Raw genomic sequence first — 14,048 nt, 5'->3', positions numbered from 1 at the left:
CCGGCTGACGCCAGGGGCGCGGGACGCGTGACACGGGCGCCCGCTTGAAGCAGGGTGCGCGCGCCCGTCATGAACCGCACCGCTGGCTTCCTCTTCGTGGCCCTGTCCGGGGCGTGCTTCGGCGCGCTCGGCTTCTTCGGACGTCTCGCCTACGACGCGGGCGCGGACGTGGCCTCGCTGCTCTTCCTGCGCTTCGGCCTCGCCGGTGGGGTGCTGGCCTGTGTCATGGCGGTGCGCCGCCAGCGGCTGCCGGGCTGGAAGGTGTCGCTGGGCCTGGTGCTGCTGGGTGGCTTCTACGTGGGTGAAGCGGGCTCCTACTTCGCCGCCCTCCGCCACATCCCCGCGGGGCTGGCCGCGCTGCTGCTGTACTCCTTCCCGGCGCTGGTGGCGCTCCTCCAGGTCTTCGTCTTCCGCGAGCGGCTGGGCCGGGTGCGGTGGCTGGCCGTGGCGCTGGCGCTGGGGGGCACGGCGCTGACGGTGGACCTGGCGGCGGGAGGGGTGAAGCCGGTGGGCCTCCTGCTGGGCCTGCTGTCGGCGCTCCTGTACGCCGTCTACGTCGTCATCAGCTCGCGGGTGGCGGGCGCGGCGGGGCCCCTGGCCTCCAGCACCCTCATCCTCTGCGCCGCCGCCGTCACGCTGGGCATCGGCGTGGCGGTGAAGGGCCCGGCCTTCCCCACCACCGCCACCGGCTGGGGGGCGGTGCTCGCCCTGGCGCTGGTGTGCACCGTGGCCGCGGTGCTCCTCTTCTTCATGGGCATGGTGCGCATCGGCCCGGTGAACACGTCGCTGGTGTCCACCATGGAGCCACTGACGGCGGTGGTGATTGGCGCGCTCTTCATGGGAGAGCGGCTCAGCGCCCGGCAGATGCTGGGCGGCCTCCTCATCCTCACCGCCGCGGTGATGCTGGCGCGGGCCGGTGCGCCCCCCTCATCCGAGGCTCCCTCGCGGGACGCTCAGCCCGCGGGGCCGGGGTAGAGGCCGGCACGGGGCGGGGACCCACCTGGAGCCTCCCGCGCCGGGCCCGCGCGTCAGGCTACTTCGACACCGACTTCAGGAAGCGCTGCACTTCGTGCACGAAGCGGTGCGGCACTTCCGCGTGGGGCGCGTGGCCGGTGCCCGGGTAGAGGACGAAGGTGGCGCCGGGAATGGCATCCACCAGCGCCTGCTGCTGCTCGACGGGGAAGAAGCCGTCCGAGTCACCGCCCACCACCAGCACGGGCACGTCAATCTCGCCCAGCCGCGCCGAGTGGTCCTCCGCGATGAGGCCGTCGAGCGTGGCCTGCCACACGCTGGCGGGCAGCTTCAGGCTCTCCGAGACGAGCGTGTCGATGTACGAGGGCGGCACGGGCCGCAGGAAGGTGCTCGTCTGGAACTCGCGGACGAAGTCCGGGTCCACCGTGCCCACCTGCGTGTCGACGATGGACTTCAGGAACAGGGCCACCTCGTTGCCCGCGACGGTGGGGGCCGAGCCCACGAGCACCAGCGCCCGCACGCGGCCCGGGTAGTCGAGCGCCACCTGCTGCGAGATGAAGCTGCCCATGGAGTGGCCGACGAGGATGGCCTGCTCCTCGCCCATGGCATCCAGGAAGGCCACCACGTCCGCGGCGAAGTCCTGCTGCGTGTAGCAGCACCCGGGACGGGACGAGTCACCGTGGCCGCGCTGGTCCAGCGCGTAGATGTGGAAGTTGCGCGGGAAGATGGGCAGGTTCAAATCCCACGTGTGGTGCGAGTCCGTGTAGCCGTGGAGGAACACCACGACGGGGCCGTTCCTCGCGCCCTGCTCCACGTAGCGGAGCGTCACGCCGGTGCTCAGGGTGATGGAGCGCTCGCGGGGCGCGGCGGACAGCTCCTGCGTGTCCGTGCGCGCGTCGACCTGCTGCGCCTGTCCGGCCGTGGTGGAGGTGTCGGGCTCCGGTGCGGGGCCACAGGCGGCGAGGACGGGAAGTGCGAGCAGGGCGGCGAGGAGCTTTCTCATGCGTTGATGCCTCGGACGTTCGCGGCGGGAGAGTCCGCCGCTGTACGAGTCATCATACGCCTACCTCTGACATTGCCCGATGGAGAGTAACTCGCGGGGTTGTCAGGAATTCTTGTCCGCCCCGTGAGGCCGGCCTGACCAGCGTGAGGTGGGTGTGACCCGCTGGTGGGCTGGAGCGGATGGAGGCCGGAGGCTCATCGGCGCCGCGACGGCGGCCCGGAGTCCTCCGCCCGCGCCCGCATCTGCGCCTTCACCTCGGGCGGGAAGTCGTTCCAGTGCGTGTTCGTGAGCGCGCCGTGCAGGGCATAGAGGGCCACGGCCGACACGTCTTTCGGAAACGCGGCCTTGAGGCGGCGGTATGCCTCGGTGGCACCCACCGCGCGCAGCATGGCCTCGTCGGTGATGCCCACGGCGTGGAGTCGCTCGGAGGTGCGCTCGCCAAGGTTCAACAGCCGGGCCGTGGAGCCCGCGGCGGAAGTGTCGGCCTTCGCCGGACCGGGCGCGCTCCGCTTCTTCTTCGGAGTCGGAGCCGTCACGGCGGGAGTCTTCGTGCGCGAGGAGCGGGACGAGGGCATGGGCTCGGAACGCCCGTTCTACTCCAAGCCGGGCGCCCGGCCCCTCCCTTCCCGGGAGCATCCGCGCCGCGCCTGTAACCTTTTTCCGCCCTCTTTCGTGGAGCCGCTGAACGCCCGGAACTTTCCCGGGCCAACAGCGGGAGGAAGGACATGCAGGCGACCCGGGTGGCGGTAGTGGGAGGCGGGCTGGGCGGACTGGCGGCGGCGGTGTTGCTCGCGCGCGGGGGCTGCGCGGTGACGGTGTACGAGCGCGCGAAGCACTTCGGAGGCCGGGCCTGGACGACGGAGGTGGAGGGCTTCCGCTTCAACCTCGGCCCCCACGCGCTGTACCGGGGCGGGGCGGCGCTGCGGGTGCTCACCCGCCTGGGGGTGAAGCCCACGGGTGGCATCCCCGGCCAGACGGGCACCTTCGCCCTGCGCGGAGGCCGGCTGCACACGCTGCCTCGCGGGCCCGTGTCCCTGATGACGACGGACCTGCTCACGCTCGCCGGGAAGCTGGAGTTGGCACGCCTGCTGGCGGGCATCGGCCGCATCGACACGCACGCGCTGGCGGGCATGTCGATGCGCGAGTGGCTGGACACGCGCCTGTCCCGCGACGACGCCCGGGCGCTCGTCGGCGCGCTGACGCGGGTGTCGTCCTACTGCGCGGACCACGACGCGCTGAGCGCGGAGGTGGCGGTGTCGCAAATCCAGATGGCGCTCGCCGACAACGTCCTCTACGTGGACGGCGGCTGGAGCACGCTGGTGGACGCGCTGGCGTCCCGGGCGCGCGAGGCCGGTGTCCGGCTGGAGACCTCCGTGCGAGTCGAGGCGGTGGGCCTCGCTGGCCACGGACCGGGTGCGCACGTGGAGGGACTCCGGCTCGCGGACGGCACGGTGCACGCGGCGGACGCGGTGGTGATGTCGGGGAGTCCGGGCGACGTGGCGTCGCTGGTGCCCGGAGACGCGGTGCTCGCGGGGGACGCGGCGGAGGCGGTGCCGGTGAAGGCCGCGACGCTGGAGCTCGGACTGTCCGGTCTGCCAAGGCCGGACGCGTTGTTCGCGCTCGGGGTGGACGGTCCGTGGTACGCGTCCGTGCACTCGGCGTCGGCGCGGCTGGCGCCGGAGGGCTGCGCGATGGTGCATGTGATGAAGTACCTGTCCGGCGCGGATGCCGGCGCGAGCGAGACGGAGCTGGAGGCGGTGATGGACGTGCTGCAACCCGGCTGGCGCATGAACGTGGTCGCCCGGCGCTTCCGGCCCGCGCTGCTGGTGAGCCACCTGCTGCCGAGCGCGAAGAGAGGCGGCCTGTCCGGACGGCCCCCCGTGGAGGTGCCGCACGTGAGCGGCCTGTACCGGGTGGGGGACTGGGTGGGGCAGGAGGGAATGCTCGCGGACGCGTCCTTCGCGAGCGCCGAGTCCGTGGCGCGCTCCCTGCTTCAGGGCCAGCGGGCGGAGCCGCGGCGCGCGGTGGGGGCATAGCGCATGGAAGCGCAGGGGCACGGGGCGGTGGCGGAGGCGGCGCGCGAGCACGAGCGCTTCCTCTGGGGGCTCTGCTACCGGATGACGGGCGTGGCCGCGGACGCGGATGACCTGGTGCAGGAGACGTACGCGCGGGCGCTGGCCTCGCCACCGGAGCGGAAGGAGGCGCTGCGCCCGTGGCTGACGCGGGTGGCGGTGAACCTGGCGAGGGACCACCTGCGCCGCCGCAAGCGGGAGTCCTACGTGGGCCCCTGGCTCCCGTCCCCCGTGGACACGAGCGACACCGAGCCGCCGCCGGGAGTGGAGGCACGGCTGCCGGGAGGGGGCACGACGGAGGGCCGCTACGAATTGCTGGAGAGCGTCTCCTTCGCGTTCCTGCTGGCGCTGGAGGCGCTGGCGCCGAAGCAGCGGGCGGTGCTGCTGCTGCGCGACGTGTTCGACTACTCGGTGCGCGAGGTGGCCGAGGCGCTGAACATGAGCGAGGTCCACGTGAAGGTGGTGCACCACCGCGCCCGCGCGGCGATGGCGGAGTACGACCGCGCGCGCTGCGTTCCCACGCGAGAGCTCCAGGAGCGCACGCGCGCGGCGCTGGAGGGCTTCATGGGCGCGCTGCTATCGGGCGACGTGGCGGCGGCGGAGGCGATGCTGTCCGAGGACGTGCGCGCGCTGACGGACGGTGGCGGCAAGGTGCGCGCGGCGCACGTGCCGGTGGTGGGCGCGCGGCGGGTGCTCACCTTCCTCACGCGGCTGATGGAGATGCGCGGCCCGCCGGCGGCGGTGGAGCTCCAGATGCTCAACGGGCTGCCGGCGCTGGTCATCGTGTACGCGGACGTGAAGGACCCGATGTGGGCCTCGCGCGCGGTGGTGCGGGTGGAGGTGGACGCGGACGGGCGCATCACCCGGCTCCACTCGGTGCTCACGGACCGCAAGCTCACGGGCCTGCGCATGCCCCTCAGTGGGGAGGGCGGCGGGCGATGATGAGCTCGCTCATGCCCTGGAGCCGCTGCACGCGGCGGACCCCCTCGAAGCCGGCCTGCTGGACGAACAGCCAGGTGTCCCGGTTGAGGCGGCACCCGCCCGTCAGCCGCTTCCAGGCGGGCGTGAGCAGGTCCTGCGCGGTGGCCAGCCCGGAAGACGGCGCGCGCACGTGCTCCAGCATGCGCAGCTCGCCACCGGGGCGCAGCACGCGGAACACCTCCGCCAGCCCACGCGCCGGCGCGTCCACGCTGCAGAAGACGAGGCTGGACACCACGGCGTCGAAGGCCGCGTCGGGGAACGGAAGCTCCTCCACGCTGGCGTGAACCAGCTCGGCGTCCGGGCGCCGCCGCCGGGCCCGCTCGAGCGCCTCGGCGTCCACGTCGATGGCGGTGACGGACGTCACGGTGTCCGGGTAGCCCGGCAGCGCCAGGCCGGTGCCGGTGCCCACCTCCAGCACACGGCCGGCCAGCCCACGCACGAGCTTCCTCCGGGCCTCGGTGAGTCCCATCCATCCGAGCGGAGCCATCACCGCGTCGTACGCGAGCGCCTTCATGCCGAACCCTCCTCCACGTGAATGAAGTCACGAAGCCACGGGCCGGAAACGGCTCGGCCCGGAACCCCTGGCGGTGTGCCAGGAACACCGGGCCGATGCTAACGCCAGCGCATGTCGTACCGCCGGGGGGCGAGTGCCCTCCCGGCCGCTCTGGCCGGTGCGCGACTACCGCGCGGCGCCGGCCGGATGGGTGCTGCCCGGGCCCGAGGGCGGCATGGGCGCGGCCCGGGCGGGCACGCGCCGCAGCAGGCCCCACAGCCCGTAGAGCACCAGGGCCAGGCACCCGTACTGCGCGGGGGTGAGGCCGAAGTAGCGCGCGTCCACGTAGGACATGTCCGTGGCGCGCAGGGTGTCGAAGAAGAAGCGGCACGCGGCGTACAGCAGCGCGAGCAGCGGCAGCAGCTTGCCCTTCAGCTTCCCGGCGTTGCGCAGGGCGTACAGCACCCCGCTGATGGCGAAGAGGGCGATGGCGTCGTACATGCCCAGGTCGTGCCGCGCGCCGCCGGGGAAGTTCACCGCGAGGAAGAAGTCCGTCAGCACGCCCGGGTGGTCATGCACGGCGAAGCAGCCCAGGCGGGCCACCGCCCAGCCAGGGGCCACGCCCAGCGCGAACGAGTCCGCGTAGTCGGAGAAGCGCAGCTTGCGTATCCGGAAGAACACCACCGCCGCGAGGATGCCGCCGAGCAGGCCTCCGAAGGACGACAGCCCGTCCCACACCTTCAGAATCTGGAAGGGGCTCTTGGACAGCTCCTCCGGGTGGTAGAAGAACAGGTGCACCCAGTGCCCCACGACGACACCGGCGAGCACGCCCCACATCGCGTAGTCCGCGAGCGGCGTCGGGTCCAGCTTCTCGCGCTCCGCCGCGCGGACGAGCAGGCGAGCGGCCAGCAGGATGCCCAGCGCCACGAAGATGCCGAAGGGCTCGATGGTGAGGGGCCCCAGGTGGATGGAGGGCGGTTTCCAGTAGGGAATCACGGCTTGAAGCTCCAGGACGGGCGAACGTCCCTCCCTTTATCCGGGTGGAGGGACGGTGGCGAACAATTGTAAGGACGCGGACTTTCCCGCCGCCGCCGCGTCCCTCCGACTCCGTGGGTCCGGTGGATGACAACCTCCCTGTGTGCCTCCTGGCACTCTCCTCGTACCCTGGAGGGAATCACTCCCACTTCCGGACGTTCGCGGAAGACCCGGGAGGACCGAATCAGGGGGGCTCACGCGTCTACTACAGGAAATCCTTGGTTTTTTGTCAGGCCCATCCTGTCCAATCGCACTGTGGGCCGGGCCTTCGGAGAACGAGGTGAGGACATGACGCGGCTAGGGGAAAGCCACCACATGCCGGACGCGCCTCGGTGCGCGGGGCCGGCGTGTGTCCCCGCGCGGATGTCGGACTCACCCACCACGGTGGACGCGCCGCCACGGGCGCGGGCCACCCCTGTCGGGGGGACGCCGCCACGAGCGCGCCCCCATGGTCCCCCGCGCGCGCGAGAGGCACCGCGCGCGGCGGGCGCTGAACTGGTGCCGGAGGCCCTCGCCTCACGCATCCGGCGTTGCAAGGTCGTCCAAGGAGCACACCACCCATGAAGTCCTACCTGTTGGTTCCAAAGGAGTCCATCGAGACGGATGCGCGCGTGGGGCCGCGTGGCACGGAGCAGGGCGAGCGCGTGCTGCCGCGCACCACGGCGCTGCGCTTCGCCGTCGCGAACAAGGCCCCCGACACGCTGTCGGCGCTCGGCCTGCGCTCCGCCACGCTGCCCGGCCTGCGTCCGCAGGTGAGCGGGCAGGAAGACCGCCTGCGGGCCGCGAAGGCGAAGAGCGCGAAGCCGGCGAAGGGCGCGAAGGGCAAGCGCATCGACATGAAGGGCGCGGACTCGTCCACCATGCCCATGCCGGGCGCCACGGTGGCGGAGCAGACGGGCGCCGAGCCGGGCAGCTACCGGTTCATGCCGCTCATCGGCGCCACCATGGCCCACTTCTACGAGGACGCCACCGAGAAGCAGGCGCGCGGCGAGCTGGAGCGCGACTTCGAGTTCATCCCCGATGTCGTGCCCCTGTCCTTCCCCGGACCGGTATCCGCCGGACAGACGGGGCCTCGCAACCGCGGCATGTCCTCGCTCGCCGAGCGTGAGTGGCCCGAGGAGTGCGGCGTGCCCCTGGCCCACGCCCAGGGCATCCGCGGCGCGGGTGTCATGCTCGGCATCCTCGACACCGGCGTGGACGCGGACCACCCCGAGCACGCCGCCCGCGTCATCCAGTTCCGTTACGTGTCGCTGTTCCCCAACTCGCCGCACAATCCAGCCCGTGACATCCGCGGCTTCGACCCGGACGGCCACGGCACGCACGTGTGCGGCATCGCCGCGGGCGTGCACCACGGCGTCGCCCCGGAGGTGGACCTCTACGTCGCGTCCGTCATCGAATCGGAGACCATCCGCACCAGCCTCGGCCGCGTCGCCGCCGGCATGGAGTGGCTGCTGCACCAGTTCAGCCGTCCGGAGAACTCCACGCGCCCGGCTGTCGTGAATCTGTCGCTGGGCTTCCCCCTCAACCCGCCGCCCGGAATCTCGGAGGCCGACTACAACCTCAACCTGCGCGCGCTGCAGACCATGATTCGTCGTCTGCTCGACAGCAATGTCCTGCCTGTTGTCGCGGCAGGCAACAGTGGACCCGACACGGTTGGTTATCCAGCCGCCTTTCCGGAATCCCTGGCGGTGGGCGCAGTCGACTTCGAGCGCAACGTGGCCACATTCTCCGCGAGTGGGGCGGTGGGTAGGCGAATCGTCCCCGACGTCATGGGTTACGGGGTAAACGTGTATTCGTCCACTGAGCGCCGCTGCAACAACCAGGCGTTCTACGAGCGAATGAGTGGCACGAGCATGGCGGCGCCTTATGTAGCGGGTATTGCAGCGTTGTACCGTTGCCGTGCCCCCGACTTGACGGCGCTCGAGGTGAGGGATTTGATCCTGGCCAATGCGGTCAAGCTGGCTCGCTCGGGGACACACCGGACGGGCAAGGGCCTGGCCGTGTTCAGGTGACGGCGGTGGGTTGATACCGGGGTCGGCGCCAGATGAGCGCCGGACCCGGGGGAGGATGAGGCCATGAGCAGGAAGAATGGCGGGCCGGGAGACATCTACGCCGAAGGTGCACCCCGGCTGTCCTCGAACGTGCGCTCGCTTCCGGGCGCGGCCGGTTCGGACGTGCAGCCCGAGTGGATTGACGTCACGGTGATGCCCCGTGAGGCACCCGTGTCGCCGCGCGCGCGCACGCCTCCCAGGCCGGTGCCCCGCTCCAGGGCGGAGATACACCAGTCCGGTGTGGCCGAGAGCGCGCGCTTCCACCAGAGCTTCATGCGATGGCTCGAGGAGCGTCATCTCCTGGGCGCCGTGCGCTCGGTGAGCGAGCCGGGCTCGCTGCCCATGCTCCACCTGCGCTGCGCCCCGCGCGTGCTGGACCAATTGCGCCGCGCGCCGGAGTTCGAAGCGGGCACCATGATGCCCCTCGACCTCATCTAGCGGTGGGTGCCCCTCGCCATGCACCCCTGGTCTGGGCCCCCCTCCGAGCGTGAGGAGGGCAGCCCTGGTGGCTTCCGGGGCCACCTTCGGCGGCGCACGTTCGCGCCGCCCGGTTGAAGGGGCCCCGGTTCCGTCGTTCCCGCCACGGTGAACCGACGTCAGGGCCGCTTCTTCCTGATTAGCTTAGAAACTCGGGATTGTCCTGCCAACTGGCCACTGCCGCGCGGTCGGATGTCATGGTTCAGAAACGGACACTCCGCGCGAAAAGGTCTGGATTTGAGTTGAGGCCCCTCGCGCGGAGGCGGGTGGGACTCGTACTTCCGGCGAAATCCGTCCGGGCGCCTCCCACCTGGCCCGACAGTCGCGGGCCAGGAATGGGCTCGACGTGGGAGCGCCTCCCGCACCGGATGGGGCTGTGTGCTCAGGGCAGGTAGACGCGGCGCACGCGGAAGGGCAGGTCCGCGGGGCCCGGCTCGGAGCCGATGAGGACGCCGAGCTGGCCCTCCACCACCCACGCGGTGTCACCGCTGAGGGCGACGGTGGTGGGGCTGTCGAGCCGGTTGGAGAGCGTCTTGGCGGTGGCGCTGTTGCCGGAGATGGCGAGGCGGGTGAGGCGGCCGTTGCCTTCGACCACCACGAACGTGTTGGCGTCGAGCCGCTGGATGCCGTCGGGGGACTGGATGGCGGGCGTCACGGTGAGCGCCACGGGCGCGGCGGCGGCGCCGTTCTCCTGGATGGCGACGCGGAAGAGGGCGCTGTGGGCGTAGTGGGCGACGTAGAGGGCGCCCTGGCCGTCGAAGGCGATGCCATTGAGGGTGAACTCGTTGGGCCCGCCCTTGTAGGCGTCGTTCTCCGACCAGACCTGCAGCTCGGTGCCGTTGGCGGCCAGCCGGTCGATGCGCGAGTTCACGGAGTCGGTGACGTAGAGGTTGCCGCCGGCGTCGAGCGTCAAATCATTGCAGAAGCCGCCACCGGGCAGCGGGTAGGTGCCGCGCTCGGCGCCGGTGGCGAGGTCGAAGGACTTCACGCGCGCGGCGGTGGCGAAGGTGAAGTCGGAGTCGCAGACCCACAGCAGGCCGCGCTGTGCGTCGGCGAGCAGGCCCACGACGTTGCGCAGGCCGGTGGTGACGAAGGCGGTGGGGCGGGTGGCGCCGGGCGTGAAGCGCCACACCTGGCCCGTGGTGAAGGAGCCCACGAAGAGGCTGCCGTCGGGGGTGTGGGTGATGCCCTCGGGGAAGAAGTTGTCGCCGGGGAGCTGCAGCTCGGTGCGGCTGTCGGGCGCGGCCGGGCCCGTGGGCCCTTGGGGACCCTGCGGGCCCTGCCCGCCCTGCTCACCCTGGGCGCCCGCGGGGCCGAGGTCTCCCTCGCAGGCGGAGAGGCTCAGGGTGGCTGCGATGACGATGAGGCTGTGCTTGAGGTGCATGGTTTGGGGGCCTCCTGGAAAAGGGCGCGCACCATACGGACGCGCCCCCGGGAGGGTCCAAATCATGTTCCAAATGACCCCATTGATAGTCTTTATGACGTGTGCCCGCGACGTGCGGGCGGGACACGCCCGCCGCGCTCAAGGCACGTACGCGATGCAATCAATTTCCACGCGCAGGCCCGCGTCCGGAAGCGCGGACACCTGCACGGTGGTGCGCGCGGGCCGGTGTCCGGCGAAGACGCGCTCGTAGACGGCGTTCATCCGGGAGAACTCGTTCATGTCCACGAGGAAGACGCCGCAGCGCAGGACGTGCTGGAGGCTGGAGCCGCCGGCCACGAGGATGCGCTCCAGGTTGCGCAGCACCTGCTCCGTCTGCGCCTCGATGCCCTCGGCCTGCTTGCCGGTGGCCGGGTCGGTGGCGGCCTGTCCGGAGATGAAGAGCAGCCGGTCCAACTGCATGCCGGGAGAGTAGGGACCGGCGGGCTTGGGCAGGTTGGGCGAGACGATGGGCTGGTGCTTCGGCGACGTCATGGGTTTCCTCCTCCTCGAATCAGCGGGTTCGGGAGATAACGAACTGCCGCCCCTGATGCGTGGCGATTCTGGCAGGGGCTGCTCGAAAGCCTCCCGCGTGGTGCCGGCTCCGTGAGGCGTTCGAGGGTGCTCGCTGCCACCGGCGCCGCGCAGTGTGCGCTTCGCTGCACACGCGCGGAGTCGTCCCGCATGGTGCGTCCCCAGGAAAACCGCGCACCTGGCGCTTCGGCCGGGGAGGCATGGAGGTTGCGTTGGGGCCCCTCCATGCAAACGGCGATGAAGTCTCCCATGGTAGCGAGGTATGCGCGGACCCCCGGCGGCATCCCCGGAACGAAGGGGCTGCACTTCGAGCTGTACTCCACCGCCGAGGCACTGCCCGAAGCGGACTGGAACACGGTGGTGGACGCGGGACACGTCTTCCTCCGGCCCGTGTACCTGCGGGCGCTGGAGCGGAGCCGGCCCGAGCGGATGTCATTCTTCTACGCTCTCTTCCGTGACGAGGGCCGCCCGGTGGCGGTGGCGAGCTTCCAGTGCGTGGACTTCGGCATGGACTGCTTCGGGCCCAACCTGCTGCCGGAGGGCGCGGCACCGGGGACGTCCTTCTTCGTGCGCGCCCAGCTCAAGCGCGTCCTGGGCCGCATGAGGGCGCGAGTGCTCATCTGCGGCAACCTCTTCGTGTGTGGACCGCACGGCTTCGCGCACCGGCCGGAAGTCGGCGCGGAGCGCGCCTGGTCCGCGCTGGCGGAAGCGGTGGAGGTCCTCCAGACGCGGGAGCGGGCGACGATGGTGCTGGTGAAGGACCTGTCGCCGGAAGCACTGGAGACCACGCGGGCCCTGGCGCGAGCGGGCCTGGACCGGGTGCAGGTGGAGCCCACCATGGTGCTCACCGTGCGCCCCACGTGGAAGCGCTTCGAGGACTACCTCGGGGACCTCACGACCAGGTACCGCGCGCAGGCCCGGCGCGCGCGGCGCCAGTTCGAGGGCGTGGAGCGGCGGGTGATGAGCGCCGGTGACATCGCCCGCCTCTCGTCCAAGGTGGAGGCGCTCTATGGCGCGGTCCACCAGCGCTCGCGGTTGCGCCCCTCGCGCGTGAGCGCCTCCTACTTCGTCCACCTGAAGGAAGCGCTGGGCGACGCCTTCGACTTCGTGGGCTACTTCGAGGGCGGAGAGCTACGCGCCTTCAACACACGCCTGCGCGCGGGCGACGAGCTGGAGAGCTACTACCTGGGCCTGGACTACGAGCACAACGAGCGGCTGGCGCTCTACTTCAACGCGATGCTGGACGACGTGGAGCACGGCATCCTCACCGGCGCGCACAGGATTCAACTGGGGCGCACCTCGCTGGAGCGCAAGAGCGCCCTGGGCGCGGAGCCGGTGGACCTGAACCTCTTCACCCGCCACCGCGAGCCGCTGCTGTACCCGCTGGCCCGGAGTCTCCTCCCGCTCGTCCAGCCGAAGTGGACGGCCCGCCATCCCTTCCGGGAGCACGCATGAAGCGCCACCTGCCGGCGGTACTCATGGCGTTGGGGCTGGTGGCGACGCTGCTGATGTTGCGTCCGCTCGCGGCGGGGGCGCTGCCCGCGCTCGACGCGGTGCGTGCCTCGGGACTCCAGGGCACGGTGCTCTTCTGTCTGGTGTACAGCGTGGCCACGTTGTTGCTGCTGCCCACCACGCCCTTCACCGTCGTGGCCGGTGTGCTCTACGGCCCATGGGGCGGTGGCGCGCTGCTGATGGTGCTCAGCCTTGGCGTGGACCTGGCGGCCTTCTACCTCGCCCGCTTCGCGCGAGGGCCGTTCGCACGCATGAGTGAGCGCTTCCCGGGGCTGGCCCGGCTCGACGAGGCGCTGGGGGAGGGCGGCTTCGGAGCGGTGTGCCTGCTGCGGCTGTCACCGCTGGCGCCCTACGGCGCGCTCAACTACGCGCTGGGGCTCACGCGTGTGAGTCCGGCCGCGTTCCTCGCGGGCACGGCGGTGGGGAGCCTTCCGGCCACGGTGCTCTTCCTCGTGCTGGGGCACGGCGCGGCGGGCATGGTGGAAGGGGGTGGCGGCTCATTGGGGCTCTGGGCGACGGTGGCCCTCACGGCGCTGAGTGCCGTGGGGCTCACGGCCTGGGCGAGGCGACGGTTGGCAGCGCCCGCGGTGGCGCGGGAGGTGGCGGCATGAAGCCCTGGACTCCCGTGGAGCGTGTGGCGCGCCTTTCACCCGACGCGCTCGCCGCGCGCACCACCCCGGTCATCCTCACCGGGGCCATCAGCGATTGGCCCGCGCTGCGCAAGTGGACGCCCGCGTACTTCCGCGACGTGTGCGGTGCGCAGGCGGTGTGGCTGCATCGCTTCACCCGCCGCAATGCCCTCAAGGCCCCGCTGGGGACGTACGTGGACGGGCTGGAGGGCAGGGGGCCACTGGCGGACGGCGGGCCCGAGCTGTACTTCGCCTACGACGCCTCGGTGCTCGGAGGCTCCGCACGGCTTCGCGAGGACTTCGACTTCCGCCCGCTGTTCCCCTCGGGATGGGGGCTGCCGAAGACGGGGCTGTGGATGGGCCGCCGGGGCGCGCACACGCCGCTGCACTACGACATCGACGCGCTCAACCTCCACGCGGTGCTGCGAGGCCGCAAGCGCTTCATCCTCTTCCCACCCGAGGACTCGGCGCGCCTCCATCCATCCGACGTCTTCGAGTGGACCACCGTCTTCAGCGAGGTGTGCCTCGACCGGCCGGACCTCGTCCGGCACCCGGAGGTGGTGCACGCTCGCGGCCATGAGGCCGTCATCGGCCCGGGCGAGGTGCTGTTGATGCCCCCGGGCTGGTGGCACGACGTGTTGTCCCTGGAGGACTCGCTATCGCTCAACGCGTGGTGGGTGACGCCGGGCCTGTTCGCCGGCCCGAGGCTGTGGCGGGAGAATGCCCGCGCGCTGCTCCACCGGCTGGGCCTCCATGCCCGGGACCGCTGCACGTGCTGCGGGCACGGTGACCTGCGGATTCACCTGGGCTGGGACGAAGCGCCCGGGCAGCGCGAGCACTTCGCCCGCTCGGCCTGAGGCGTGGACACC

14 protein-coding genes are annotated in these 14,048 nt (G+C 71.5%); 8 read left to right on the top strand and 6 right to left on the bottom strand.

Annotation, left to right across the window (positions count from 1 at the left end; all coding sequences use genetic code 11):
* Window positions 1–69 precede the first annotated feature (69 nt).
* Complete coding sequence (locus K8638_RS34645; protein ID WP_223758983.1) at window positions 70–975, top strand: DMT family transporter; 906 nt, start codon at window positions 70–72, stop codon at window positions 973–975.
* A gap of 58 nt (window positions 976–1,033) precedes the next feature.
* Here the strand turns inward: K8638_RS34645 and K8638_RS34640 are convergent, their stop codons facing one another.
* Window positions 1,034–1,975, bottom strand: coding sequence for an alpha/beta fold hydrolase (locus K8638_RS34640; protein ID WP_223758982.1), 942 nt, complete (start codon window positions 1,973–1,975; stop codon window positions 1,034–1,036).
* Window positions 1,976–2,169: 194 nt separating this feature from the next.
* Window positions 2,170–2,550: a TfoX/Sxy family protein gene (locus K8638_RS34635; protein ID WP_223758981.1), complete on the bottom strand. Its 381-nt coding sequence runs from the start codon at window positions 2,548–2,550 to the stop codon at window positions 2,170–2,172.
* A gap of 150 nt (window positions 2,551–2,700) precedes the next feature.
* Here K8638_RS34635 and K8638_RS34630 point away from each other — a divergent pair, with 150 nt between their 5' ends.
* Together K8638_RS34630 and K8638_RS34625 are read left to right on the top strand one after the other, a co-directional pair.
* Window positions 2,701–4,011: an NAD(P)/FAD-dependent oxidoreductase gene (locus K8638_RS34630; protein ID WP_223758980.1), complete on the top strand. Its 1,311-nt coding sequence runs from the start codon at window positions 2,701–2,703 to the stop codon at window positions 4,009–4,011.
* A gap of 3 nt (window positions 4,012–4,014) precedes the next feature.
* The gene (locus K8638_RS34625) at window positions 4,015–4,989 is read left to right on the top strand and encodes a sigma-70 family RNA polymerase sigma factor (RefSeq protein ID WP_223758979.1); all 975 of its coding nucleotides are present in this window, start codon (window positions 4,015–4,017) and stop codon (window positions 4,987–4,989) included.
* On the opposite strand, the gene K8638_RS34620 is transcribed toward K8638_RS34625, so the two are convergent.
* Window positions 4,964–5,542: a class I SAM-dependent methyltransferase gene (locus K8638_RS34620; RefSeq protein WP_223758978.1), complete on the bottom strand. Its 579-nt coding sequence runs from the start codon at window positions 5,540–5,542 to the stop codon at window positions 4,964–4,966. The two genes, K8638_RS34625 and K8638_RS34620, sit on opposite strands and share 26 nt — an antisense overlap.
* Before the next feature lie 165 nt (window positions 5,543–5,707).
* Complete coding sequence (locus tag K8638_RS34615; RefSeq protein ID WP_223758977.1) at window positions 5,708–6,517, bottom strand: prolipoprotein diacylglyceryl transferase family protein; 810 nt, start codon at window positions 6,515–6,517, stop codon at window positions 5,708–5,710.
* A gap of 599 nt (window positions 6,518–7,116) precedes the next feature.
* Between K8638_RS34615 and K8638_RS34610 the strand changes: the two genes are divergently transcribed.
* Entirely contained in the window at window positions 7,117–8,568 is a 1,452-nt protein-coding gene (locus K8638_RS34610) for a S8 family serine peptidase (protein ID WP_223758976.1), read from the top strand.
* Window positions 8,569–8,631: 63 nt separating this feature from the next.
* Window positions 8,632–9,045 (top strand): hypothetical protein, encoded by a 414-nt coding sequence (locus K8638_RS34605; protein WP_223758975.1) that lies wholly within the window; start codon window positions 8,632–8,634, stop codon window positions 9,043–9,045.
* Window positions 9,046–9,466: 421 nt separating this feature from the next.
* Here the strand turns inward: K8638_RS34605 and K8638_RS34600 are convergent, their stop codons facing one another.
* The gene (locus tag K8638_RS34600) at window positions 9,467–10,468 is read right to left on the bottom strand and encodes a hypothetical protein (protein WP_223758974.1); all 1,002 of its coding nucleotides are present in this window, start codon (window positions 10,466–10,468) and stop codon (window positions 9,467–9,469) included.
* A 138-nt stretch (window positions 10,469–10,606) separates the two neighbouring features.
* Window positions 10,607–10,999, bottom strand: a complete 393-nt coding sequence (locus tag K8638_RS34595) for a RidA family protein (RefSeq protein WP_223758973.1) — start codon at window positions 10,997–10,999, stop codon at window positions 10,607–10,609.
* Window positions 11,000–11,287: 288 nt separating this feature from the next.
* Here K8638_RS34595 and K8638_RS34590 point away from each other — a divergent pair, with 288 nt between their 5' ends.
* Genes K8638_RS34590 through K8638_RS34580 form a run of 3 tightly spaced genes read left to right on the top strand, consistent with a single transcriptional unit; the run spans window position 11,288 to window position 14,036 of the window.
* A complete protein-coding gene (locus tag K8638_RS34590) occupies window positions 11,288–12,493 on the top strand; it encodes a GNAT family N-acetyltransferase (RefSeq protein WP_223758972.1) in 1,206 nt (401 codons plus the stop codon).
* Window positions 12,490–13,161, top strand: a complete 672-nt coding sequence (locus tag K8638_RS34585) for a TVP38/TMEM64 family protein (RefSeq protein ID WP_223758971.1) — start codon at window positions 12,490–12,492, stop codon at window positions 13,159–13,161. The genes K8638_RS34590 and K8638_RS34585 overlap by 4 nt, the downstream gene beginning before the upstream one ends.
* Window positions 13,158–14,036 (top strand): cupin-like domain-containing protein, encoded by an 879-nt coding sequence (locus tag K8638_RS34580; protein ID WP_223758970.1) that lies wholly within the window; start codon window positions 13,158–13,160, stop codon window positions 14,034–14,036. The genes K8638_RS34585 and K8638_RS34580 overlap by 4 nt, the downstream gene beginning before the upstream one ends.
* The last annotated feature ends 12 nt before the right edge of the window (window positions 14,037–14,048 follow it).

It is taken from the genome of Myxococcus sp. RHSTA-1-4 (assembly GCF_020037125.1).
Taxonomy (GTDB): domain Bacteria; phylum Myxococcota; class Myxococcia; order Myxococcales; family Myxococcaceae; genus Myxococcus.
Note: the sequence above shows the minus strand (reverse complement) of the source record. Positions and strands in the feature narration are given on the sequence as shown.